Genomic DNA, 19014 nt, shown 5'->3' with positions numbered 1-19014 from the left:
AAGGGATGCACCGGGGTCCCCACCTTGGCTTTTGCCAAGGTGGGGTAGTCCTACTCCTCCTCTTCCTTTTTGCCCTTTTTGATGACCTCGGGCTCGGTGGGGGCCTCGAGGGTCTCCGCCGCCAGCTTCTCCACATCCTCAGGGGGCACCACGGCGGCGATGGTTTCCTCGGGGGAAACCGCCAGCCTCACCCCTTCGGGAAGCCTCAGGTCAGCAGCGTGCAGGCTATCCCCGATGCCCAGCCCCGAAACGTCCACCTCGATGAACTCGGGGATGTTCCTTGGGGAAACCCGCACCAGGATATCCCGGTGGATCTCCTGCAAGACGCCGCCTTCCCGCACCCCCTGGGGCGTGCCCACGAAGCGCAAGGGGATGTACATTTCCACGGGCTCGTCGGAGAGCACATAGAAGTCCACGTGCTCGGGGCGACGCCGGCGCTTATCCAGGTTCACCTGGCGCACCAGGGTGGGCAGTTCCTGGCCGTCGGGGAGTTCCAGGACGATCACGTGGTGGATGGAAGCCTGGCGGAAGACCTTGTCAAACTCCCCAAGCTCCACGTACACCTTCCGGTTCAAGTGCTTGTTGTAGATGACGCCGGGGAGCTTCCCCGCACGGCGCAAGGCGGCGGGCTTCTCCCCTTCCCGGTACTGGGCCTTCAAACGGTATTCCATGTCTCCTCCTAGCAAAAGGCAAAGGCCCCCAAGGGGCACACTATGGGAAAGCTTAGCACACCCGTAGACCCTCCTGCCACCTCAGATCAACGCGCTCACCGACTGGTTGGTGTGCACGTGCTGGATGGCCTGGGCCAGAAGCTCGGCGGTGGAAAGCACCGTATACCCCCCGTCCCTTAGGGGGATGGTGTCGGTAAAGACCACCTCCCGAATGGCGGGGTGGGAAAGGTTTTCCCGGGCCTCCCCCACCAACACCGGGTGGGTGGCCATGACCACCACCTCGGGCAAGGCCCCTGCCTGAAGAAGGGCCTCCACCCCCCGCCGGATGGTCCCCCCAGTGGAAACGATGTCGTCGATGATCAAGGGCCTCTTCCCCGCTACCTCTCCGATCACGTAGGTGACGGAGGTCTCCTTGGGGCCATGGCGGCGCTTGGCCAGCATAGCAAAAGGCAGGCCCAACCTTTCGGAAAGCCGCCTCGCCTCCTCCGCCCGGCCGGCATCCGGGGAAACCACCACGGCGTTTTCCGTATATCCTCTCTCCTGCATATAGCGGGCAAAAAGGCGCACCGCGGACAGGTGGTCCACGGGGATGTCAAAAAAGCCCTGGATCTGGGGGGCGTGCAGGTCAATGGCGATCACCCGGTGCACCCCTACAGCCTCCTGGAGATTGGCCACCAGCTTGGCGCTCACCGGCTCCCGGCCCTGGGTTTGCTTGTCCTGGCGGGCATAGCCGAAATAAGGGATGACGGCGTTGATGCGGGCGGCTGAGCTCCTGCGGGCAGCATCGGCCAGGAGGAGGAGCTCCATCAGGTGGTCGTTGACCGGAGGACTGGTGGGCTGGATCAGGTAGACGTCATTCCCTCGCACGCTCTCCAGAAGCCGCACCTGCACCTCGCCGTCGGGGAAGCGATCCACCAGGGCTTTTCCTAGGGGTATCCCCAAGGCCTCCGCCACCCGCCGGGCCAGGTCGGGGTGGGCGTTCCCCGTGAAGAGCTTGATCTCCACCTTGCCCCTCCCTTTTCAGTATGCCAAAAGAGCCTGGGCCAGGTAGCCAAGCCGCCTCGAGGCCTCCTTTAAAAACACCTGGAAATCGCTAACGGCCTCTTCACCCGCCCCGTCGGTGATCACCCGGACCAGGGCCATGGGATGCCGAAAGCGCCAGGCCACCATGAGGGCCGCGGCCCCTTCCATCTCCACCGCCTGGGCCCCGTGGAGCCGGGCCAGCCTCCTTGCCTCCTCCCTATCCGCCAGAAACCGGTCCCCCGTGGCCACCACCCCCCGCCGGAAGGGAAAGCCCAGGACCTGGGCCACCCCCTCTGCCCGGGCCAAAAGGTGGGGGTCGGAAGGAAAGAAGCGCACGCCAAAGGCCGTCTCCCCGGGCTCCCGACCAAAGGGGGTCAGGTCCACATCCCATTGCACCGCCCGCTCCGCCAGCAGGAGGTCCATGGCCCTAAAGGAAGGGTCCAGCCCCCCCGCCACCCCCAGGAAGAAGCTCTCCCTGGGAGCGAAACGCGTGAGGACATGGGCCACCGCCGAGGCCGCCGCCACCTTCCCCACGCCGGTCTCTGCCACCAGCACCCCCTTTCCCCGGTGGAGGGGGAAGGGGGCCTCGAGGGCCTCCACCGCCCCCAAGGCCTCCTTTAGGGCCCTCGCCTCCTCAGGTTCCGCGGCAAAGAAGGCGGTCATGGCGCGAGGGGAACGGTGGGCTGGACCCTGAGGCCCTCCCTCAGGACCTTCTCCGCCCAGGCCTTGGCCCCTTGGAGGTCGTGGTCGCGGTAGTTGCCGCACTCCCTGAAGCTTGCCCCGGGAATGGGCCCCTCGTGCAGGAGAACATCCCTTAAGGCTCGTTCAAAGGCCACCAAAGCCCCTTCCTCCTCCAAAGGGCCTTCCACCACCAGGTAGAACCCCGTGCGGCACCCCATGGGGGAAAGGTCTATGACCCCTTCCAGGTGGTCGCGGAGATAACCCGCCAGAAGGTGCTCTAAGGTGTGCAAAGCCCCCGTGGGGATGGCCTCCCGGTTGGGCTGGGCCAGGCGCAGGTCATACTTCTCCACCAGGCCACTTCCCACCCGTTTCCTCCCCGCCAGGCGGACATAGGGAGCCTTCACCTTCGTGTGGTCCAGGGCAAAGCTTTCCACCTCAGCCATGGGTTTATCCTACCCTGCTAGACTGGCTTCCATGGTCCTGGTCCTGGACTTCGGTTCCCAATACACCCGCCTCATCGCCAGAAGGCTCCGCGAGCTTCGGGTCTTTTCCCTGATCCTGCCGGGGCAGGCAAGCCTGGAGGAGATCCTTAAGCACAAGCCCCAGGCCCTCATTCTCTCCGGGGGACCCAAAAGCGTCTTTGACCCCGATGCCCCCCGGCCCGACCCTAGGGTCCTGAACCTGGGCTTTCCCACCCTGGGCATCTGCTACGGGATGCAGCTTCTTGCCCAGGAGCTTGGGGGCAAGGTGGAGCGCGCGGGGCGGGCGGAGTACGGCAAGGCCCTCCTCACCCGCTACCAGGGCCCCCTCTTCAAAGGCTTGGAGGGCGAGGTCCAGGTCTGGATGAGCCATCAGGACGCTGTGACCGAGCTGCCCCCGGGGTGGCGGGTGGCGGCGGAGACGGAGGAGAACCCCGTGGCGGCCATGGAAGCCCCAGACGGCAGGACCTTTGCTGTGCAGTTCCATCCCGAGGTGGCCCATACCCCCAAGGGGATGCAGATCCTGGAAAACTTCCTGGGGATCGCCGGGGTAAAACGGGACTGGACTCCGGAGCACGTGCTGGAAAGCCTGGTTAAGGAGGTGCGGGAAAGGGTGGGCGAGGACCGGGTGCTCCTGGCGGTTTCCGGCGGGGTGGACTCCAGCACCCTGGCCCTCCTCTTGGCCAAGGCCCGGGTGAACCACCTGGCGGTCTTCGTGGACCACGGCCTCCTGCGCCTAGGGGAGCAGGAGGAGGTGGAGGGGGCCCTTAAGGCCCTGGGGGTGAACCTCCGGGTGGTGGACGCCAAGGAGCGCTTCCTCGAGGCCCTCAAGGGGGTGGAAGACCCCGAGGAAAAGCGCCGGATCATTGGGCGGGAGTTCGTGGAGGTCTTCTCCCAGGTGGCCCGGGAAGCAGGCCCTTTCCGCTTCCTCGCCCAGGGGACCCTCTACCCCGACGTGATCGAGTCCGCGGGCGGGCATGGGGCGGCCAAGATCAAGAGCCACCACAACGTGGGCGGTCTTCCTGAAGATTTGAAGTTCGAGCTCCTCGAGCCCTTCCGCCTCCTCTTCAAGGATGAGGTGCGGGAACTCGCCCTGCTTCTCGGCCTTCCCGACCCCATCCGCCTGCGCCACCCCTTCCCGGGGCCGGGCCTGGCGGTGCGCATCCTGGGGGAGGTCACGGAGGAAAAACTGGACATCCTCCGACGGGCGGACGACATCTTCATCAGCCTCCTCAAGGAGTGGGGCCTCTACGGCCAGGTGGCCCAGGCTCTGGCGGTCCTCACCCCGGTGCGGAGCGTGGGGGTAGCAGGGGACGAGCGGAAGTACGGCTACGTCCTGGCCTTAAGGGCCGTGACCACCGAGGACTTCATGACCGCCGACTGGGCCCGGCTGCCCCTGGACTTCCTGGACGAAGCAGCCCGGCGCATCACCCGCAGGGTGCCGGAGATCGGCCGGGTGGTCTACGACCTCACCTCCAAGCCTCCCGCCACCATAGAATGGGAGTGATGGGCGAACCCGCCAAGGCCCTAAAACCCCTTTCCCTGGAAGAGTATCTGGCCTGGGAAGCCCGGTATGAAACTAAGCATGAGCTGGTGGAGGGCCTGCCCTACGCCATGGCCGGGGCCAGCCGGGCTCACGCCCTTTTAACCACCAACCTGGCCCTCCTCTTGGGCCCCTTAGCCCGTAGGCAGGGATGCCGCCTCTACGTGGCGGATATGAAGCTCAAGGTGGGGGAAAGGACCGTCTACTACCCGGATCTCATGGTGGTTTGTGCTCCCCCGCCCGAAAACCCCTACTACGAGGAAACTCCCTGCCTGGTGGTGGAGGTCCTTTCCCCAAGCACCGAAGGGATAGACCGGCGGGAGAAGCTTTGGCGGTATCTTTCCCTGCCTTCCCTGCAAGGGTATGTATTGGCGGATATCCGGGAAAGGCGAATAGAGCTTTATCAAAAAAAGGCCACGGGCATCCTCTATCAGGTCTTCACAGAAGGGGAGGTACCCTTGCCCTGCCCCCAAGGAACCCTCTCCTTGGAGGAGGTCTATAGCGGGATTCCCCTGGAAACGCCTCAGGAAGACTAAGGACCCATGCACGAAGGTCGCCCCATCGGCAAAGGCGGATGCGGCTTGCCCACAGCCTTTCTGGGGTCCCCGCTGGGGCGCAAACCCCAACCGGGGTACTTGGCTCGATTGTCAAACTGGAACTCCTGGGCTATCCTGAGGGGGAAAGGAGGCCAAGATGCCCACCTTTATCGTCCTCAGCACCCTCACGGACGATGGCGCCGAGACCCTGGTGAAAAACCCCGAGCGCATCAAGGAGGTGAACCAGGAACTGGAAAGGGACTTCGGGGTCAAGGTGGTGGCCCAGTACGCGGTTTTGGGGCCCTATGATTTCGTGAACATCGTGGAGGCGGAGGATGCCCTGGCGGTGGCCCGGGCCATGCTCCACTTGGGGGCCAGGGGTAGCGTGAAAACCATTACCCTCGAGGCCATCCCCGTGGCCGACCTCATCGCCAAGCTCAAGTAGTGGAGGTTCTGGAGACCGCCGTCTACGCCGAGGATCTGGAGAAGGCCCGGGCCTTTTACGAGGGGGTCCTGGGTCTTCTTTGCTTCCAGTACCAGCCCCCGCGCCACGCCTTCTTCCGGGCCGGACGCGGGGTCTTTTTGGTCTTCAACCCCGAGCACACGGAAAAGGAGGAAACCCTTCCCCCCCACGGGGCCCGTGGGAGCGTGCACGTGGCCTTTCGGGTGGCGGAAGAAGAGCTTTCCCTTTGGGCCAAGAGGCTGGAGGAAGCGGGCTTTCCCGTCTGGTGGGCGGACTGGCCCCGGGGGAAAAGCCTTTACACCCGCGACCCCGCGGGAAACCTGGTGGAGCTGGCCCCCGCTGCCATCTGGGGCCTAGAATGAGGGCATGGCCACCCGGTACCGCTTCGGGGTAGGAGAGTTTGAGCGCCTCTTCCAGGGGGTGAAGCACCTCGAGCTCCTCGAGGGGGAGATCTACGAGACGAGCCCGATTGGTCCTAGGCACGTCTTTGCTGTAGCCCTCTTGGACAAGAGGCTCCAGGCTCTATTGGGAGAGGAGGCGGTCATCGCCGTGCAATCCCCCCTGCGCCTTTCCCCCGACTCCGAGCCCGAACCCGACCTCCAGGTTCTGCGGCCACCACTGGAAGAGTACAGCGAGCGCCTTCCTGAGGCCAAGGATGTCCTCCTCCTCATAGAAGTGGCCGACACCAGCCTGGACCACGACCGCAGGAAGCTCGCCCTGTATGCCAAAGCAGGTATCCCTGAGGTCTGGATCGTGAACCTGGTGGAAAACCTCCTTGAGGTCTACCGCCATCCCCAAGAGGGCCACTACCGCCTCAGGGAGATCCTCTTCCCCGGCGAGGCCAAGGCCCCCCTGGCCTTCCCCCACCAGCCCATCCCTTGGTCGTGAAACCGGTGGAGCTTTTCACCGATGGGGCCTGCCTGGGTAACCCCGGCCCTGGCGGGTGGGCGGCGCTTTTGCGCTATGGCAGCCACGAACGAATGTTTTCCGGAGGCGAGCCCTGCACCACCAACAACCGCATGGAGCTCACCGCCCTGCTGCAAGGGCTTAGGGCGCTCAAGGAACCCTGTGAAGTGCACCTCTTCTCCGACAGCCAGTACCTGGTGAAGGCCCTAAACGAGTGGCTTCCCGCCTGGGAAAAAAGAGGGATGCGGAGGGCGGACGGCAAGCCCATAGAAAACCGCGACCTCTGGGAAGCCCTTATGCTGGAGCTCAAGCGGCACCGGGTGGTGCCCCATTGGGTGCGTGGACATGGCGGCCACCCGGAGAACGAACGGGTGGACCGGGAGGCCAGGCACCAGGCCCAGCGGCAAAAGGCCCTGTCCCAAACCCCCTGCCCCCCTAAGGGAGCCACGCTTTTTCCCCGATAGGCAGAAAAACGTTATACTAAGGCCATGCTAGGCCAGCCCACGAGCCGCCTCGAGAGCAAGCTCCGCCCGGAGGAGCGGGAAGGCCCGGTCTTCAAGGCCAATAAGGACGCCTGGGTGGCCCTGGTGCGGGACTTCAAGGAGAGCCTGGAACGGGTGCGCCAGGGAGGAGGCCCCAAGGCGGTGGAACGCCAGCATAAAAAGGGACGCCTCACCGCCCGGGAGCGCATTGCCAGGCTTCTGGAGCCGGGCGCGGAGTTCTACGAGCTCATGGCCTTCGCCGGGTGGGGGATGTACGAGGAGTGGGGCGGGGCCCCGGCCGGAGGGGTCATCACCGGCCTGGGACAGATCCAGGGCCAGACCTGGATGATCATCGCCAACGACGCCACGGTGAAAGCGGGGGCCTTCTTCCCCATCACCGCCAAGAAGGTGATCCGGGCCCAGACCATAGCGCTGGAAAACCGCATCCCCACCCTGTACCTGGTGGACTCCGCCGGGGTTTTCCTACCCCTACAGGACGAGGTCTTCCCGGACCAGGACGACTTTGGCCGTATCTTCTACCTCAATGCCCGCATGTCCGCCCTGGGCATCCCCCAGATCTCCGCCATCATGGGCAACTGCGTGGCCGGGGGAGCCTACCTCCCCGTCATGACCGACGTCCTCATCATGACCGAGGGAAGTGGCCTCTACCTGGCGGGGCCTGCCCTGGTAAAAGCGGCCATCGGCCAGGAGGTCAGCAGCGAGGAGCTGGGCGGGGCCCGCATGCACTTTGAGGTCTCGGGTACCGTGGACTTCTACGAGCCGAACGACGAAGCGGCCATCGAAAGGATCCGCCAGCTCATCGCCCTGTACCCACCCCCCAGGCTCGCCCCCTGGGCAGAAGGGCGCAAGGAACCCAGGGAACCCCTTTACCCCGCCGAAGACCTCTACGGCCTCATCGCCCCTGACGGCAGCCGTCCCTACGACCTTCGGGAGGTGATCGCCCGGCTGGTGGATGGCTCGGAGTTTTTGGAGTACAAGGGGGGATACGGGGAGACCCTGGTCACGGGGTTTGCCCGCATCGGGGGTTTCCCCGTGGGCATCGTGGGCAACCAGCGCCTCATCCTGAAGAAGAAGGGACGGATCGAGGTGGGGGGGGTGATCTACGCGGAGGCGGCGGACAAGGCCGCTCGGTTCATCCTCGAGGTGAACCAGATGAACATCCCCCTCCTCTTCCTCCAGGACGTGACGGGCTTCATGGTGGGGAAGGAGTCGGAGCAGGCGGGGATCATCCGCCGGGGAGCCAAGCTGGTCAATGCCGTGAGCAACTCCGTGGTGCCCAAGATCACCCTGATCCTGGGGGGTTCCTTCGGGGCGGGGAACTACGCCCTGGCGGGCAAGGCCTACGCCCCCAGGTTCATCTTCGCCTGGCCCAGCGCCAAGTACGCGGTGATGGGCGGGGCCCAGGCGGCCAAGACCCTTTTGGAGCTGGAGGTGGAAAAGCTCAGGCGGGAGGGGAAGGAACCCTCTGACGAAGAGCTAAAGGAGCTTTACGAGCGCATCAAGGGCCGCTACGAGGAAACCCTGGACCCCCGGTACGCCGCCGCCCGGCTCTGGGTGGACGGGATCCTCCTCCCTCACGAGACCCGGAAGTGGCTTATCCGGGCCCTCGAGGCCTGCGCCTCAAACCCCGAGCGGGAACCTTTCCGCACCGGGGTCTTCCAGGTGTAACCCTATGGCCAAGGTCTCCATCCGCTACGTGGAATGCCCCCGGGATGCCTGGCAGGGCTTCAGCCGCTTCATCCCCACCGAGGAGAAGGTGGCCTTCCTAGAGAAACTCCTGGAAGCGGGGTTCCGCCATCTGGACCTCACCAGCTTCGTCTCCCCCAAGTGGGTACCCCAGATGGCGGATGCCGAGGAGGTCCTGGCCAGCCTTCCCCCACCCCAGGGCCGCACCTATCTGGCCATCGTGGCCAACGAAAAGGGCTTGGAAAGGGCCCTTAAGGCCCCAAACCTCACGGCCATCGGCTACCCCTTCTCCCTTTCGGAAACCTTCCAGCGGAAGAACACCCATCGCACCCGGCAGGAATCCTGGCCCTTGGTAAAGGCCATGGTGGAGGCCACAAAAGGAAAGCTTAGCCTGGTGGTCTACCTTTCCATGGCCTTCGGCAACCCCTACGGGGACCCCTGGAGCGTGGAAGGGGTGCTGGAGGATATCGCACGGCTACGGGAACTTGGGATCAGGGAGATCGCCCTGGCGGACACCTACGGGGTGGCGGAGGCAAGCCGCATCCAGGAGGTGCTGGAGGAGGCCGTGGCCCGCTTCGGCCCGGAAGGCCTAGGGGCCCACCTGCACGCCCGCCCGGAAGGGGTCTTGGCCAAGGTGGAGGCGGCGTTGGCGGCCGGCATCCTCTGGTTGGAGGGTGCCTTGGCCGGGATAGGGGGCTGCCCCTTCGCCGGCGATGAGCTGGTGGGAAACCTGCCCACGGAAAAGGTCCTCCCCTACCTGGAAACCAAAGGCTACCACACGGGAATAGACCTGAAAGCCCTCCCCGAGCTGGCAGGGGAAGCCGCCCGGCTTAAGCTTCTATACGGTTAGGCGGCCCTTTTCAGGTAGATGCCAGGGTCGGTGGGGTTGGCGATGGCGTTGATCCGCCTAAGGAGCTCCTCCGGCGGCAGGTTCAAAAGGCCCGTCAGCTCCCCTGGGGAAACCACCGCCTCGTAGAACTTCCTGGCCCCAAGCCCCAGCAACAGGCTAACCAGCTCCGAAAGCGCCTCTTCCCCTCCCTGAAAGGCGGGACCAAAGGCGTCAGGGGTGAGGAGGTCCTTCTTGCCCCCGTGGAGGAGAAGGGCGTACCGGGCCTGATGCCGGCGGTCCTGCCAGTCGGTGATGAAATAGACCTTGGCCTCAGGAAAGCGCACGCCCTTAAGGGCTTCCTTGAGGGCCTCGAGGGTCCGGTTGGGAGAACCGCGCAGGCCTACACGTTCCATGGAAACATCTTACGGCCAACCCGGGAGGACACGGGTCCCTACATGAGCTTACGGGCGTAGATGATCTGCCCCGCATGGTGCTGGGCATGCTCCACCAGGTGGTGGAGGATGTGAGCCCGGGGCGCCTGGAAACCCTGGGCGCCCACCGGAACCTCCTGGGAAAGCTCCTCTTCCCGCAGGCTCCGGAAGGCGGAATCCAGCCTTGCCCAAGCCTCCCGGAAGCGGGCCTCCACCACCCCTTTGGACTCAGGCTCCCCCTGGAGCTCCCATTCCCGCCCCTTCTTGGCCCAGTCGGGAAGCTCCTGGGGGAAGGCGTAGGAAAGAAGCCGCAAGGAGCTTCCGGTGATGTGGCGCACCAGGCCCCCGATGGGGTTCAGGCCCTCCTTGGGCCGCCACCAAAAACCCTCCTCCGAAAGGTCGAAGGCCCAGCGGTCCAGGTGGAGCTCCACTTCCTTAAGGCCCTTGATCCAGGCGGAAACGGCCGGGGAAACCCCGGGTTCCAGGGCTTGCAGGAAAGGCGCAAGACTGGCCATAGGAAGAGCTTACACTAACCCCTGTGGAGGCTTTTGGTCTTCTCTTCCTTTCGGGCCTGGTCCTATTACTCGCCTACCGGTTGCGGCAAGCCTCTCCCCAGGCCCGTTGCCCCCGATGCCACCTGCCCAAGGCCCTGGCGGAGGAGGTGGCCCGCCACCGGCGCTTCTGCCCCCACGTGGCCTTCCGCGCCTGCCCCTATGACCCCAGGAAGGGGGTGTACCGCCAGCGCCGATGAACCCGGTGGAAGCCCATTGGCTGGCCCTCGAGGCGGACCTGGCCGACTATCTGGCCAAAAAGGGGATTGCACCCTCCTGCCGGGCCGGGTGCTTTGCCTGCTGCTTCGGCCTGGTGACCCTTTCCCGCCTGGAAGGGGAAGCCCTTCTCCCCCACCTTAGCCAGGCTCAAAGGGCCAAGCTCCGGAAGGAAGGCCCCAAGCGGCTTGCCCTCCTGAGGGAGGGCAAGGACGATCCTCGCTTCCCGGGCCGGTACTTCCTGGCCCGCACCCCCTGCCCCTTGCTGGAAGAGGGCCTCTGCGGGGTCTATCCCTGGCGTCCGCTGGCCTGCCGGGGGCTTCTCACCCAAGGCGACCCCAGGCTCTGCGAGCCCGAGGCGGGCCTAAAGCAGGGCCACTTCCTCCCCACTCCCTGGCGCATGGCCCGCCTGCGCATGGAGGCGGTTTGGGAGGAGGAAAAAAGGCGGTACGGCTTCCTGGTCCTGGGGGAGCTAGCCACCCTTTTGTACCTGCTTCTTTCCGGGTTTCCCGGGGAAAGGAAGGAGGCGGAAACCTTCCTGGAGGCGCTGGGGATCCTCGGGGGGCGGTGGGGGTTCCAGGTGGTATAAAAGCGGCCCGCAGGCCGCCCTTTGGCGGAGGGGGCGGGATTCGAACCCGCGAGGCCCCTTGCGGGGCCTACCGGTTTTCGAGACCGGCCCGTTCAACCGCTCCGGCACCCCTCCCTGAGCCGGGCAAAGAAACCCTTTAGGAGCTTAGCACACTCCCCTTCCAGGACGCCACCCCTCAAGCCCTCCCCGTGGCCAAACCGGGTTAAGGCTCCCTCCTTCAGGTTCTCCACCCCGTAGACCACCTCCACCCCCGCCTCCTGAAGGGCATGATGGCACATGCGACACGGCTCGAGGGTCACGTAGAGCCTCCCCCCCCGGGCCTCCTTGCCCAGCTCCCGGAGAAGGAGCATCTCCGCATGGGCCGTGGGGTCCCGGGTGGCCTCCACCCGGTTGTGGGCCCTAAAGACCTTTTCCCCCACCACCAGAACCGCACCCACGGGCACCTCTCCCTCCTGAAAGGCCCGCCTGGCCTCCTCGAGGGCCAGGGCCATGTACCCTTCCTCCTGGGAAGGGGGAAAGAAGCCCAGGACCTCCACCACCTCCTTGCCCTCCGCCCTCACCGGCCAAAGGGGCTTGAGCTCCTTGGGCACCCCTTTTTCCGCCAAAAAATCCACCAGGCGCTTCCTCCCGTAGGGCATGGCCAGGTAGTCCCCGGGTTCGGGCCGGCGGAACCCTGGGGGTAGGGGGAGGCTGGGTTTCGGAGGGATGAGGAAAAGGGTACCCCCCTTGCGCCTGACCGTGTACCCGCCGGGCAGGGTGGCCACCCCACCCGCCAAAGCCCCCTCCAGGAGGACGATGAGCCGGGCCTCAGGGCGAAGGTCCAAGGCCTCCAGGATGAAGCGCAAGGCCCTTTGCCTCAGGACTGCGGGAGCTTCCAAAAGGGGAACCGCCCGGTAGGCGGGCACGTGGAAGCGGGGGTCGGGCAGGAGGCGGGCCCTGGCCTCCCTTTCCAGATGGGCATCCTCCTCCATCCGTACCCGGGCGAAGCGGGAAAGGGCCTCCTTGGCCCCGGGAAACCGCTCCTCCAAAAGGGGGAAAACCCTAAGCCTCAGGTAGTTGCGATCCCGCGAAAGGTCCTGGTTGGAGGGATCCTCCCGCCAGACCTCCCCCAGGGCCCTAAGGTAGGCCCGTAACTCCGCTCGGCGGAAGGCCAGAAGGGGCCGCACCACCAGCCCCTCCTTTTCCCGGATACCCAGACCCCGGGCCGTGCCCTGGAGGAGTTTGAGGAGCACCGTTTCCGCCTGGTCGTCCAGGGTATGGGCGGTGAGGATGGCCTTGGCCTTCACCTCCTTGGCCACCCGGTGCAGGAAGGCGTAGCGGATCTCCCGGGCCACCGCCTCGAGGTTCTCCCCCCTTTCCCGGGCGATCCTTCCCACCTCCACCCGCTCGGCATGGAAGGGAAAGCCAAGCCTTGCCGCAAGGGCCTTCACGAAGAAGAGGTCCGCCCCGCTTTCCGGGCGGAGGGCATGGTCCAGATGGGCCACCACCGCCCCTCGCCCAACCCGCTTCACCAGGTGGGCCAGGGCCACGGAATCCCCACCCCCCGAAACCGCCAGCACCAAAGGATCCCGGGGCGCAAGCCGGGCCAGGTGCTTCTGGAAAGCCTCCTCCAATTCCTGCAGGAAGCCCTCAGGCAAGCCTGGCCACCTCCGCCTTCAGGGTGGAAAGGCAACAACGCCCTCGGGGATTGCGCTGATCGCAGGCGCACCGCTTGGCCCTGATCCCTTCCTCCACCTGGGCCACCGGATCCTGTCCTTGGCGCAAGGCTTCCGCCAACCCCTCCCGGGTCCAGTCGAAGCAGTAGCAGACGAGGGAGGCTCCCTTATCGTAGACGGGAAAGCGCACCTCTTCCCCGAGGAAAACCCCTTCCTGGCCGTAGTAGACCACCGGGCAGGCGGGATCCTGGCAAAGGTAGTGGGGGCCATGGGGGTCAATTCGCGCCAGGGCCTTCCCCGTGAGGAAGTTCTTCACCGTCTTCAAGGGCACCTCGAGGCCCACCCTGCCGTTTTGCGGGCATACCATGCTTCCACTATAGCCGCGGTATCCTAACCCCATGAGGCTTCGCTTCCGGGAAAACGGCCCCTACGTCCTGGACCTGCCCGAGGGAACCCCCTTCCGCCTGAACGGAGAGGAGATGCAGCTAGAAAGGGCCAAGCTGGCCCTTTGCCGCTGCGGCCAGTCCGGAAACAAACCCTTCTGCGACGGCAGCCACAAGGAGGTGGGGTTCCAGGCGGAGAAAGGGGAGCTGGAAACAGCGCCTTAGGGGCTCCCCAAAGGCCCGGAGGGACGAGGGCCCGACCCCAGGGCCCCTGGACCAGGGAGTACCTCCTTTGCCCTTTCCCCGGTGCCCCTCGAGGCCTGCGGGCCCCACCGCCTCACTCCTGGGGCAAGGGATACCCCTCCACGTCTGGTTACCCCCCAAGCCTTGCCGGTTGAGGGGGCCTAAGCCTCTCCCCTTGCTTGCGCCAAGGGTTCAGCCCGGAAGCGGGACCCCGCGGCTGCGCGGGGGAATGCGCGGGGGAAGTGGATGATGTCAAAACGGTCCGCCTGGGCATAGACCTCCTCCAACATGGCTATGTGGAGGGCCAAACCATCCCTGGCCCCTAAAAGGCGCAATCCCCCCTCCGCCATCGGCACCAGGCGGGCGCTGGTGCGGGAGTCCGCCGAAGCGAAAAGGGTGACCTCATGCCCGCGGCGCACCCGTTCTTCCACCAAGGCATGCACCACCCGCTCCGTCCCGCCATAGAGCTTGGGTGGAACGGCCTCATAAAGCGGCGCAATCTGAGCGATCCGCATGGCCTAACCCTCCTTTATCCAGGGAAGGAGAACCGGGCAGTCCCCCAGACTCGTCCGCTAAGGGGATGGCGCCGCCCCAGCCCCCCATTATAGAGCAGCTACCGGACCCCTTGGTCCCCAGCCCTCCTCCGCCAACGCTCAAGGACCCTTTTTCGGCCAAGCCCCTCCTCCCGCAGGGCCTGTTCTTGCGCTAAGGCCAGCATGACCTGGGGGAACCCCACGGCCTGCAAATCGCCCGGGTACGCCTCCTGGTAGGCCTGAAGAAGAGCCGCCTCCAGAAAGTCCGCGGCCAGATCCACCCAAGCCTCCGCTTCTTCCCTCTTTTCTGCCGCCAGATAGAGGGCCCGCTCCAGGTCGTAGGCCAGCCGGGCCAGGTCCAAAAGGGGAAGGCCCCTGGTTTCCTTTCCCAGGGCCAGAAGGAAAACCTCCCCTTCCACCTCCACAAAAGCCCCCAGGCCGCGGTTCAGGAGGGGTACCCCATCCCCCTCCCCCTCCACCTCCCGCAAAGCCCGGTGCAAAAGGGCAAGCCGCACCCCCAGGAGTCGGGCCAGGGCCTCCAGCTCCCTAAGGGCATCCGCCATCAGGCCCAAGGCCCCTTCCCCAACCGGGTGGTCCTGAAGCCGGGCCAGGCCCTCCTCTGCCAGCCTTAAGGCGTAGGCAAAGGCCTCCTGGGGCCGGCCAGAGGGAAGGGTACCGGTGAGTGCCAAGGCCCGGCGCTCCCGGCCTCGCTCCCAGGAAAGCCCCCCTGCGGGCTTCAAAGCCCAGGGCAGGGAAAGGAGGGGCAAAACCCGCTCCGTGCGGTCCAGTCCGCCATCCTGGACCAACCCCACCTGGAGCCAAACCCCTTCCCCTGCCGCTAGACCCGGGCGGAGGAGTTCCAGGGTCTCGGGAACCGGACCCGGATGACGGCCTCGGTAATGGGCCCTAAGGCTCCGGCCCTCAAACCCCTGGGAAAGCCGTCTTAAGAGAAGGGCGTAAAACCCGGGGTCCTGGGACAGCTCGAAGAGGTATCCCCCTCCCCGCACCCGGGCGAAAAGCCCCGGGCCTTCCCCCTCCCGGCGCAGGGCAATGGGCAAAAAGGCCTCAAGGGAGGCCTCCTCCCCCTCGAGGCGCAGGAGGGTGAGGTACAGAGGGGGTTCCTTCTGGAAGCGAAGGGCGTCCTTGAGCTCCACCCGCTTAGGCCTCAGGGCTAGCCAACCCCGTTCCCCCAGGACCTTACCCAGGGCGCTCAGGAGGGAGGCCCGGGCTCTTTCGTCCACCAAGGTATCGACAAAGAGGCCCTCCACGCCGCCAGAAAGGGGAACGGAGGGCAGGTCCTCGAGGGCCTCCGCCACCTCCTCCCCGGGCACTGCCCAGTCGGGAAGGTGGAGGCGCTCCGTCTCCTCCTTGGGCCTTAGGGAGAAGAGAGCAAATCCATGAGGCCCCAAGGCCAGGCGGTAACGCCCCTCCACCGGGGGGAAAGGGTGTTGGGAGAAGAGCTCCACCGGAACCAGGCCCTCGTATCCTTCCAGGGGCAGGTCGAAGGCCTGGGTGTAGCGGGAAAGGTTGGCCACCACCAGGATCCTCTCCCCTTCATACTCCCTTTCATACGCCAGGATACGCCGGTTCGCCACGGGAAGCAGGCGCAGGCCTCCCCGGCCCAAAACCCGAGCGTACCGGTTTCGGATACCCAGGAAGCGGCGCACGAAGTTCAGGAGGGAGTGGGGGTTTTCCTGCTGGGCCTCCACATTGACAAAGTGATAGCTGTAGGGCCCCTCGCTCACCGGGGGCAGGAAGAGGCGGTGATAGGGAGCCCGGGAAAAACCCGCATTCCGGTCCGCCGACCACTGCATGGGGGTCCGCACCCCGTTGCGGTCGCCCAGAAAAGGGTTATCCCCCATGCCGATCTCGTCCCCGTAGTAGAGGATTGGGCTTCCCTTCAGGGTGAAGAGGAGAGCGTGAAGAAGCTCAAAGCGCCGTCTATCCCCACCCAGAAGGGGCATGAGCCTGCGGCGGATCCCCAGGTTGATCCGGTACCGGGGGTCGGGGGCATAGACCTCCCAGAGGAACTCCCGTTCCTCCTCCGTGACCTTCTCCAGGGTCAGCTCGTCGTGGTTGCGCAGGAAAAGGGCCCACTGGGCGGTCTCCGGTATGCCCTCCGTCTCCTGAAGCATGGCCTCGATGGGCCCCCGGTCCTCCCGGCGCAGGGCCAGGAAAAGGCGGGGCATCAGGGGGAAGTTGTAGGCCATGTGCACCCCCTCCCCCTCTCCGAAGTAGGGAAGGGTCTCCTCGGGCCACATGTTGGCCTCGGCCAAGAGAACCTTGCCGGGGCCATAGCGCTCCTCCAGGGCTTTGCGCAGGCGTTTCACCGCCTCGATGGTCTCGGGAAGGTTTTCACAGCTGGTCCCTTCCCGCTCGTAGAGGTAGGGGATGGCGTCCAGGCGGAAACCGTCCACCCCCATGTCGGCCCAGAAGAACATCACCTGGTGCATGGCCCTCTCCACCTCAGGGTTGTCCCAGTTGAGGTCGGGCTGGTGGTGGTAAAACCGGTGCCAGTAGTAGGCCCCGGCCACCGGGTCAAAGGTCCAGTTGCTGGGCTCAAAGTCCTGGAAGATAACCCTCACCCCCTGGTACTTGTCCGGGGTATCGCTCCACACGTAAAAGTCCCGCAAGGGGCTACCCGGCTTCCTGGCCTCCTGGAACCAGGGATGGTCGATGGAGGTGTGGTTGAGGACCAATTCGATGATGACCCGCATCCCCCTTGCGTGGGCCTCGTCCAGGAATCGCCGGAAGTCCTCCAGGGTTCCGTGGACAGGCAGGATCTGGTAATAGTCGGAGATGTCGTACCCATCGTCCCTTAAGGGGGACTGGAAGAAGGGCATGAGCCAAAGGGTGTTCACGCCCAAGGCCTCCAGGTAGGAAAGCTTTTGCCTCAAGCCCTCGAAGTCCCCGTAGCCGTCGTCGTTGGCGTCAAAGAAGGAGCGCACGTGAAGCTGATAGATGACCGCATCCTTGTACCAAAGGGGATCCACGATCCCCAAGTATGCGCCGCTAGAGGTAGGACTTCAAGTAGGCCAGAACCCCCTCCACATCCCCAAGCCGCTCCTCCGCCTGCGTGGGCCCCGGGCCCACCTTGAAGGTCAGCCCTCTCCCCCTAAGGGCCTGGAAGGCGGACTCGTCGGTGGCGTCGTCGCCGATGTAGATGGGGGTGTGGCCGGGGTGCCTCGGCAAGAGGCGCAACACCGCTTGCCCTTTGCTGGCCCCCTTAGGCTTGATCTCCAGGACCTTCTTCCCCGCAAGGGCCTCGAGGCCCAAGGCCCGCAAAAGATCCTCGTGGGCGGCAAGCCAAACCTCTAGGCAGGCACGGACCCTCTCCTCGTCCTCCGCCCCCCGGTAGTGGAAGGCCAGGGCAAACCCCTTATCCTCCAGCCAAACCCCCGGGCAGGAGGGAAGCACCCGCCGCAGGGGGCCAAGGTCCGCAGGGAAAAGGGGATGGCTTTCCCCGCCTATCTCGCCCTCCTCCAAGCCATGCCCCCCCACCACCCTTAAGCCCGGAAGGGGAAGAAGCCTAGCCAGGTCCGCCACCCGCCTTCCCGTAATCACGTAAAGGGGATAGCGGGCCATCAGGGCCCTAAGGACCTCGAGGGCTCCCGGGTGAGGGAGGGCCTCCTCGGGCCTTGGGGCGATGGGCGCCAGGGTGCCGTCGTAGTCCAGAAGGAAGAGGGGGTTTGCCACCCTCATCCCGCCTCCAGGGAGGATAGAAACCGATCCGCCCAGCTTTGGGCATCCAGGGCCTGGATCCTCGCCTTCAGGGCCAAAAGCCTCTCCTGCCGCTCCCCGTAGGGCATGCGCAGGGCCCTATCCAGGGCCGCCGCCATGCCGTCCAGGTCGTAGGGGTTGACCAAAAGGGCCTCCTTGAGGTATTCCGCCGCCCCCGTCAGGTTGGAAAGCACCAAGACCCCTTCCAAGGAGGTGTAGGCGTACTCCAAGGCCACCAGGTTCATCCCATCCCGCAAGAGGGTGATGAGGGCCACGTCCGCAGCCCGGTAAAAAGCGGAGAGCTCCTCCTGAGTGTAGGTTTGGTAAAAGTACCGGAGGGGCACCCAGTCCTCCCGCAGGAAACTCCCTAGGATCCGCCCCACCACCTCGTCCACCTGGCGCTTGAGCTCCCGGTAGGCGGCCACCTGGGTGCGACTCGGGGTGGCGATCTGGAAAAAAGCCACCCGGCCCCGCCAGTGGGGGTAGGCCTGGAGGAAGCGTTCAAAGGCCAAAAGCCTTTCCCGGATCCCTTTGGTGTAGTCCAGACGGTCCACCCCCAGGATCAGGCGGTCCACCCCGGCCAGGCGCCGCAGGCTCCTGGCATGGGCTCCCACCTCCGGGCTTTGCGAAAGCTCGTGGAACCGGTGGGTATCGATGCCCAAGGGATGGGCCTCCACCCGCACCATGCGCTCCCCCACCCGCACCCGGTTCCCCTCCACGGGAAAACCGTAATGGGCAGCGGTGCGCAGGAAGTTCTCCGCATACTCCCAGGTGTGGAAGCCCACCAGATCCGCTCCCAAAACCCCCTCCACCAAGGCCCGCCCCCAGGGAAGGATGCGGAAGACCCCGCTGGAGGGCCAGGGGATGTGGAAGAAGAAGCCTATGGGCCCCAGGATTCTCTCCCGAAGAAGCCCGGGAAGAAGGAGGAGGTGATAGTCCTGAACAAAAACCGTATCCCCATGCCGGTGGATGCGAGCCACCGCCTCGGCGAAACGGCGGTTCACCCGCAAGTAATCCTGGAAATACTCCCGTCTAAGTTCTATCTTCTCCAGGAAGTAGTGGCAAAGAGGCCAAAGAACCCTGTTGGAAAATCCCCCGTAATAGCCCTGCCACTCCCTCTCGCTGAGGAAAACCCTTTCCAGGCGGATTGCGCTTTGCCGTAGCTGCGCCGTCCAGCCCCTTCCGCCCCACTCCGCCGCGGCCACCCAGGTTCCGCCCCGGGCCTCGAGGACCGGCAACAAGGCGGTGGCGAGCCCCCCCACCGCGGGAACCAGCCCCTCGGCGGTCAGACGGAAAGGGGCACGGTTGGCCACAATGATCAGGCTCACAGACGTCAGTATACCCCGGAAGAGAAAATCTTTTTTGGATCGCGT

23 protein-coding genes and 1 tRNA gene are annotated in these 19014 nt (G+C 65.3%); 11 read left to right on the top strand and 13 right to left on the bottom strand.

The annotated features are described in order from the left end of the window. Window positions 1–50: 50 nt before the first annotated feature. The 4 genes from C2847_RS00200 to C2847_RS00185 all read right to left on the bottom strand — a co-directional run bounded on the left by C2847_RS00200 (window position 51) and on the right by C2847_RS00185 (window position 2818). Entirely contained in the window at window positions 51–671 is a 621-nt protein-coding gene (locus tag C2847_RS00200) for a 50S ribosomal protein L25 (RefSeq protein WP_105316579.1), read from the bottom strand. Between the two features lie 81 nt (window positions 672–752). Next, window positions 753–1676 carry a ribose-phosphate diphosphokinase gene (locus C2847_RS00195; protein ID WP_105316477.1) on the bottom strand — a complete coding sequence of 308 codons (924 nt, stop codon included), beginning with the start codon at window positions 1674–1676 and terminating at the stop codon, window positions 753–755. 15 nt (window positions 1677–1691) lie between these two features. After that, the gene (gene mtnN, locus C2847_RS00190; RefSeq protein WP_105316476.1) at window positions 1692–2357 is read right to left on the bottom strand and encodes a 5'-methylthioadenosine/S-adenosylhomocysteine nucleosidase; all 666 of its coding nucleotides are present in this window, start codon (window positions 2355–2357) and stop codon (window positions 1692–1694) included. Beyond that, entirely contained in the window at window positions 2354–2818 is a 465-nt protein-coding gene (locus C2847_RS00185) for an S-ribosylhomocysteine lyase (RefSeq protein WP_105316475.1), read from the bottom strand. Before C2847_RS00185 ends, mtnN begins: the two co-directional genes overlap by 4 nt. A 31-nt stretch (window positions 2819–2849) precedes the next feature. Between C2847_RS00185 and guaA the strand changes: the two genes are divergently transcribed. The 8 genes from guaA (at window position 2850) to C2847_RS00145 (ending at window position 9341) form a co-directional block, all read left to right on the top strand. Further along, window positions 2850–4361 (top strand): glutamine-hydrolyzing GMP synthase, encoded by a 1512-nt coding sequence (guaA, locus tag C2847_RS00180; protein ID WP_105316474.1) that lies wholly within the window; start codon window positions 2850–2852, stop codon window positions 4359–4361. After that, window positions 4361–4933 (top strand): Uma2 family endonuclease, encoded by a 573-nt coding sequence (locus C2847_RS00175; RefSeq protein WP_105316473.1) that lies wholly within the window; start codon window positions 4361–4363, stop codon window positions 4931–4933. Before guaA ends, C2847_RS00175 begins: the two co-directional genes overlap by 1 nt. Before the next feature lie 157 nt (window positions 4934–5090). Further along, a complete protein-coding gene (locus C2847_RS00170; protein WP_105316472.1) occupies window positions 5091–5378 on the top strand; it encodes a glutamine synthetase/cystathionine beta-lyase binding protein in 288 nt (95 codons plus the stop codon). Further along, window positions 5378–5758: a VOC family protein gene (locus C2847_RS00165; RefSeq protein WP_105316471.1), complete on the top strand. Its 381-nt coding sequence runs from the start codon at window positions 5378–5380 to the stop codon at window positions 5756–5758. Before C2847_RS00170 ends, C2847_RS00165 begins: the two co-directional genes overlap by 1 nt. A gap of 4 nt (window positions 5759–5762) precedes the next feature. Next, entirely contained in the window at window positions 5763–6284 is a 522-nt protein-coding gene (locus tag C2847_RS00160; RefSeq protein ID WP_105316470.1) for a Uma2 family endonuclease, read from the top strand. Then, entirely contained in the window at window positions 6281–6766 is a 486-nt protein-coding gene (gene rnhA, locus C2847_RS00155) for a ribonuclease HI (RefSeq protein ID WP_105316578.1), read from the top strand. Before C2847_RS00160 ends, rnhA begins: the two co-directional genes overlap by 4 nt. A 24-nt stretch (window positions 6767–6790) precedes the next feature. Further along, window positions 6791–8473 (top strand): acyl-CoA carboxylase subunit beta, encoded by a 1683-nt coding sequence (locus C2847_RS00150; RefSeq protein WP_105316469.1) that lies wholly within the window; start codon window positions 6791–6793, stop codon window positions 8471–8473. Between the two features lie 4 nt (window positions 8474–8477). Then, window positions 8478–9341 carry a hydroxymethylglutaryl-CoA lyase gene (locus C2847_RS00145; protein ID WP_105316468.1) on the top strand — a complete coding sequence of 288 codons (864 nt, stop codon included), beginning with the start codon at window positions 8478–8480 and terminating at the stop codon, window positions 9339–9341. Here C2847_RS00145 and C2847_RS00140 read toward each other — a convergent pair. Both C2847_RS00140 and C2847_RS00135 read right to left on the bottom strand, forming a co-directional pair. Beyond that, window positions 9338–9733: a DUF3197 domain-containing protein gene (locus C2847_RS00140; RefSeq protein WP_105316467.1), complete on the bottom strand. Its 396-nt coding sequence runs from the start codon at window positions 9731–9733 to the stop codon at window positions 9338–9340. The two genes, C2847_RS00145 and C2847_RS00140, sit on opposite strands and share 4 nt — an antisense overlap. A 38-nt stretch (window positions 9734–9771) precedes the next feature. After that, complete coding sequence (locus tag C2847_RS00135) at window positions 9772–10266, bottom strand: DinB family protein (protein ID WP_208619913.1); 495 nt, start codon at window positions 10264–10266, stop codon at window positions 9772–9774. A gap of 23 nt (window positions 10267–10289) precedes the next feature. Here C2847_RS00135 and C2847_RS00130 point away from each other — a divergent pair, with 23 nt between their 5' ends. Together C2847_RS00130 and C2847_RS00125 are read left to right on the top strand one after the other, a co-directional pair. Then, window positions 10290–10502 (top strand): hypothetical protein, encoded by a 213-nt coding sequence (locus tag C2847_RS00130; RefSeq protein WP_105316466.1) that lies wholly within the window; start codon window positions 10290–10292, stop codon window positions 10500–10502. Beyond that, window positions 10499–11107, top strand: a complete 609-nt coding sequence (locus C2847_RS00125; protein ID WP_105316465.1) for a YkgJ family cysteine cluster protein — start codon at window positions 10499–10501, stop codon at window positions 11105–11107. The genes C2847_RS00130 and C2847_RS00125 overlap by 4 nt, the downstream gene beginning before the upstream one ends. 22 nt (window positions 11108–11129) lie before the next feature. Here C2847_RS00125 and C2847_RS00120 read toward each other — a convergent pair. The 3 genes from C2847_RS00120 to C2847_RS00110 form a co-directional block, all read right to left on the bottom strand. Next, window positions 11130–11221, bottom strand: a tRNA-Ser gene (locus C2847_RS00120). Beyond that, window positions 11200–12744, bottom strand: a complete 1545-nt coding sequence (tilS, locus tag C2847_RS00115) for a tRNA lysidine(34) synthetase TilS (RefSeq protein WP_164835587.1) — start codon at window positions 12742–12744, stop codon at window positions 11200–11202. The genes C2847_RS00120 and tilS overlap by 22 nt, the downstream gene beginning before the upstream one ends. Continuing rightward, the gene (locus C2847_RS00110) at window positions 12737–13129 is read right to left on the bottom strand and encodes a hypothetical protein (RefSeq protein WP_105316464.1); all 393 of its coding nucleotides are present in this window, start codon (window positions 13127–13129) and stop codon (window positions 12737–12739) included. Before C2847_RS00110 ends, tilS begins: the two co-directional genes overlap by 8 nt. A gap of 31 nt (window positions 13130–13160) precedes the next feature. Here C2847_RS00110 and C2847_RS00105 point away from each other — a divergent pair, with 31 nt between their 5' ends. Further along, window positions 13161–13370 carry a CDGSH iron-sulfur domain-containing protein gene (locus tag C2847_RS00105; protein ID WP_105316463.1) on the top strand — a complete coding sequence of 70 codons (210 nt, stop codon included), beginning with the start codon at window positions 13161–13163 and terminating at the stop codon, window positions 13368–13370. A gap of 179 nt (window positions 13371–13549) precedes the next feature. Here the strand turns inward: C2847_RS00105 and C2847_RS00100 are convergent, their stop codons facing one another. From C2847_RS00100 to C2847_RS00085, 4 genes are all read right to left on the bottom strand, one after another. After that, window positions 13550–13903 (bottom strand): glycosyltransferase, encoded by a 354-nt coding sequence (locus C2847_RS00100; RefSeq protein WP_208619912.1) that lies wholly within the window; start codon window positions 13901–13903, stop codon window positions 13550–13552. 98 nt (window positions 13904–14001) lie between these two features. Then, window positions 14002–16914 carry a maltose alpha-D-glucosyltransferase gene (treS, locus tag C2847_RS00095; protein WP_105316575.1) on the bottom strand — a complete coding sequence of 971 codons (2913 nt, stop codon included), beginning with the start codon at window positions 16912–16914 and terminating at the stop codon, window positions 14002–14004. Window positions 16915–16933: 19 nt separating this feature from the next. After that, the gene (gene otsB / locus C2847_RS00090) at window positions 16934–17623 is read right to left on the bottom strand and encodes a trehalose-phosphatase (RefSeq protein ID WP_105316462.1); all 690 of its coding nucleotides are present in this window, start codon (window positions 17621–17623) and stop codon (window positions 16934–16936) included. Beyond that, complete coding sequence (locus C2847_RS00085) at window positions 17620–18969, bottom strand: trehalose-6-phosphate synthase (protein WP_105316461.1); 1350 nt, start codon at window positions 18967–18969, stop codon at window positions 17620–17622. Before C2847_RS00085 ends, otsB begins: the two co-directional genes overlap by 4 nt. Window positions 18970–19014: the final 45 nt, after the last annotated feature.

Origin of the sequence: Thermus tenuipuniceus (assembly GCF_002964845.1) — a bacterium.
Classification (GTDB): domain Bacteria; phylum Deinococcota; class Deinococci; order Deinococcales; family Thermaceae; genus Thermus; species Thermus tenuipuniceus.
The sequence above is the reverse complement of the archived record's forward strand: the minus strand, read 5'-3'. Positions and strand labels throughout refer to the sequence as shown.

Excerpts from the sequence above, each read along its gene's own strand:
- C2847_RS00200 (WP_105316579.1), bottom strand. The coding sequence starts at position 671 with ATGGAATACCGTTTGAAGGCCCAGTACCGGGAAGGGGAGAAGCCCGCC.
- mtnN (WP_105316476.1), bottom strand. The coding sequence starts at position 2,357 with ATGACCGCCTTCTTTGCCGCGGAACCTGAGGAGGCGAGGGCCCTAAAG.
- C2847_RS00185 (WP_105316475.1), bottom strand. The coding sequence starts at position 2,818 with ATGGCTGAGGTGGAAAGCTTTGCCCTGGACCACACGAAGGTGAAGGCT.
- guaA (WP_105316474.1), top strand. The coding sequence starts at position 2,850 with ATGGTCCTGGTCCTGGACTTCGGTTCCCAATACACCCGCCTCATCGCC.
- C2847_RS00175 (WP_105316473.1), top strand. The coding sequence starts at position 4,361 with ATGGGCGAACCCGCCAAGGCCCTAAAACCCCTTTCCCTGGAAGAGTAT.
- C2847_RS00170 (WP_105316472.1), top strand. The coding sequence starts at position 5,091 with ATGCCCACCTTTATCGTCCTCAGCACCCTCACGGACGATGGCGCCGAG.
- C2847_RS00160 (WP_105316470.1), top strand. The coding sequence starts at position 5,763 with ATGGCCACCCGGTACCGCTTCGGGGTAGGAGAGTTTGAGCGCCTCTTC.
- C2847_RS00150 (WP_105316469.1), top strand. The coding sequence starts at position 6,791 with ATGCTAGGCCAGCCCACGAGCCGCCTCGAGAGCAAGCTCCGCCCGGAG.
- C2847_RS00145 (WP_105316468.1), top strand. The coding sequence starts at position 8,478 with ATGGCCAAGGTCTCCATCCGCTACGTGGAATGCCCCCGGGATGCCTGG.
- C2847_RS00140 (WP_105316467.1), bottom strand. The coding sequence starts at position 9,733 with ATGGAACGTGTAGGCCTGCGCGGTTCTCCCAACCGGACCCTCGAGGCC.
- C2847_RS00135 (WP_208619913.1), bottom strand. The coding sequence starts at position 10,266 with ATGGCCAGTCTTGCGCCTTTCCTGCAAGCCCTGGAACCCGGGGTTTCC.
- C2847_RS00125 (WP_105316465.1), top strand. The coding sequence starts at position 10,499 with ATGAACCCGGTGGAAGCCCATTGGCTGGCCCTCGAGGCGGACCTGGCC.
- C2847_RS00110 (WP_105316464.1), bottom strand. The coding sequence starts at position 13,129 with ATGGTATGCCCGCAAAACGGCAGGGTGGGCCTCGAGGTGCCCTTGAAG.
- C2847_RS00105 (WP_105316463.1), top strand. The coding sequence starts at position 13,161 with ATGAGGCTTCGCTTCCGGGAAAACGGCCCCTACGTCCTGGACCTGCCC.
- C2847_RS00100 (WP_208619912.1), bottom strand. The coding sequence starts at position 13,903 with ATGCGGATCGCTCAGATTGCGCCGCTTTATGAGGCCGTTCCACCCAAG.
- otsB (WP_105316462.1), bottom strand. The coding sequence starts at position 17,623 with ATGAGGGTGGCAAACCCCCTCTTCCTTCTGGACTACGACGGCACCCTG.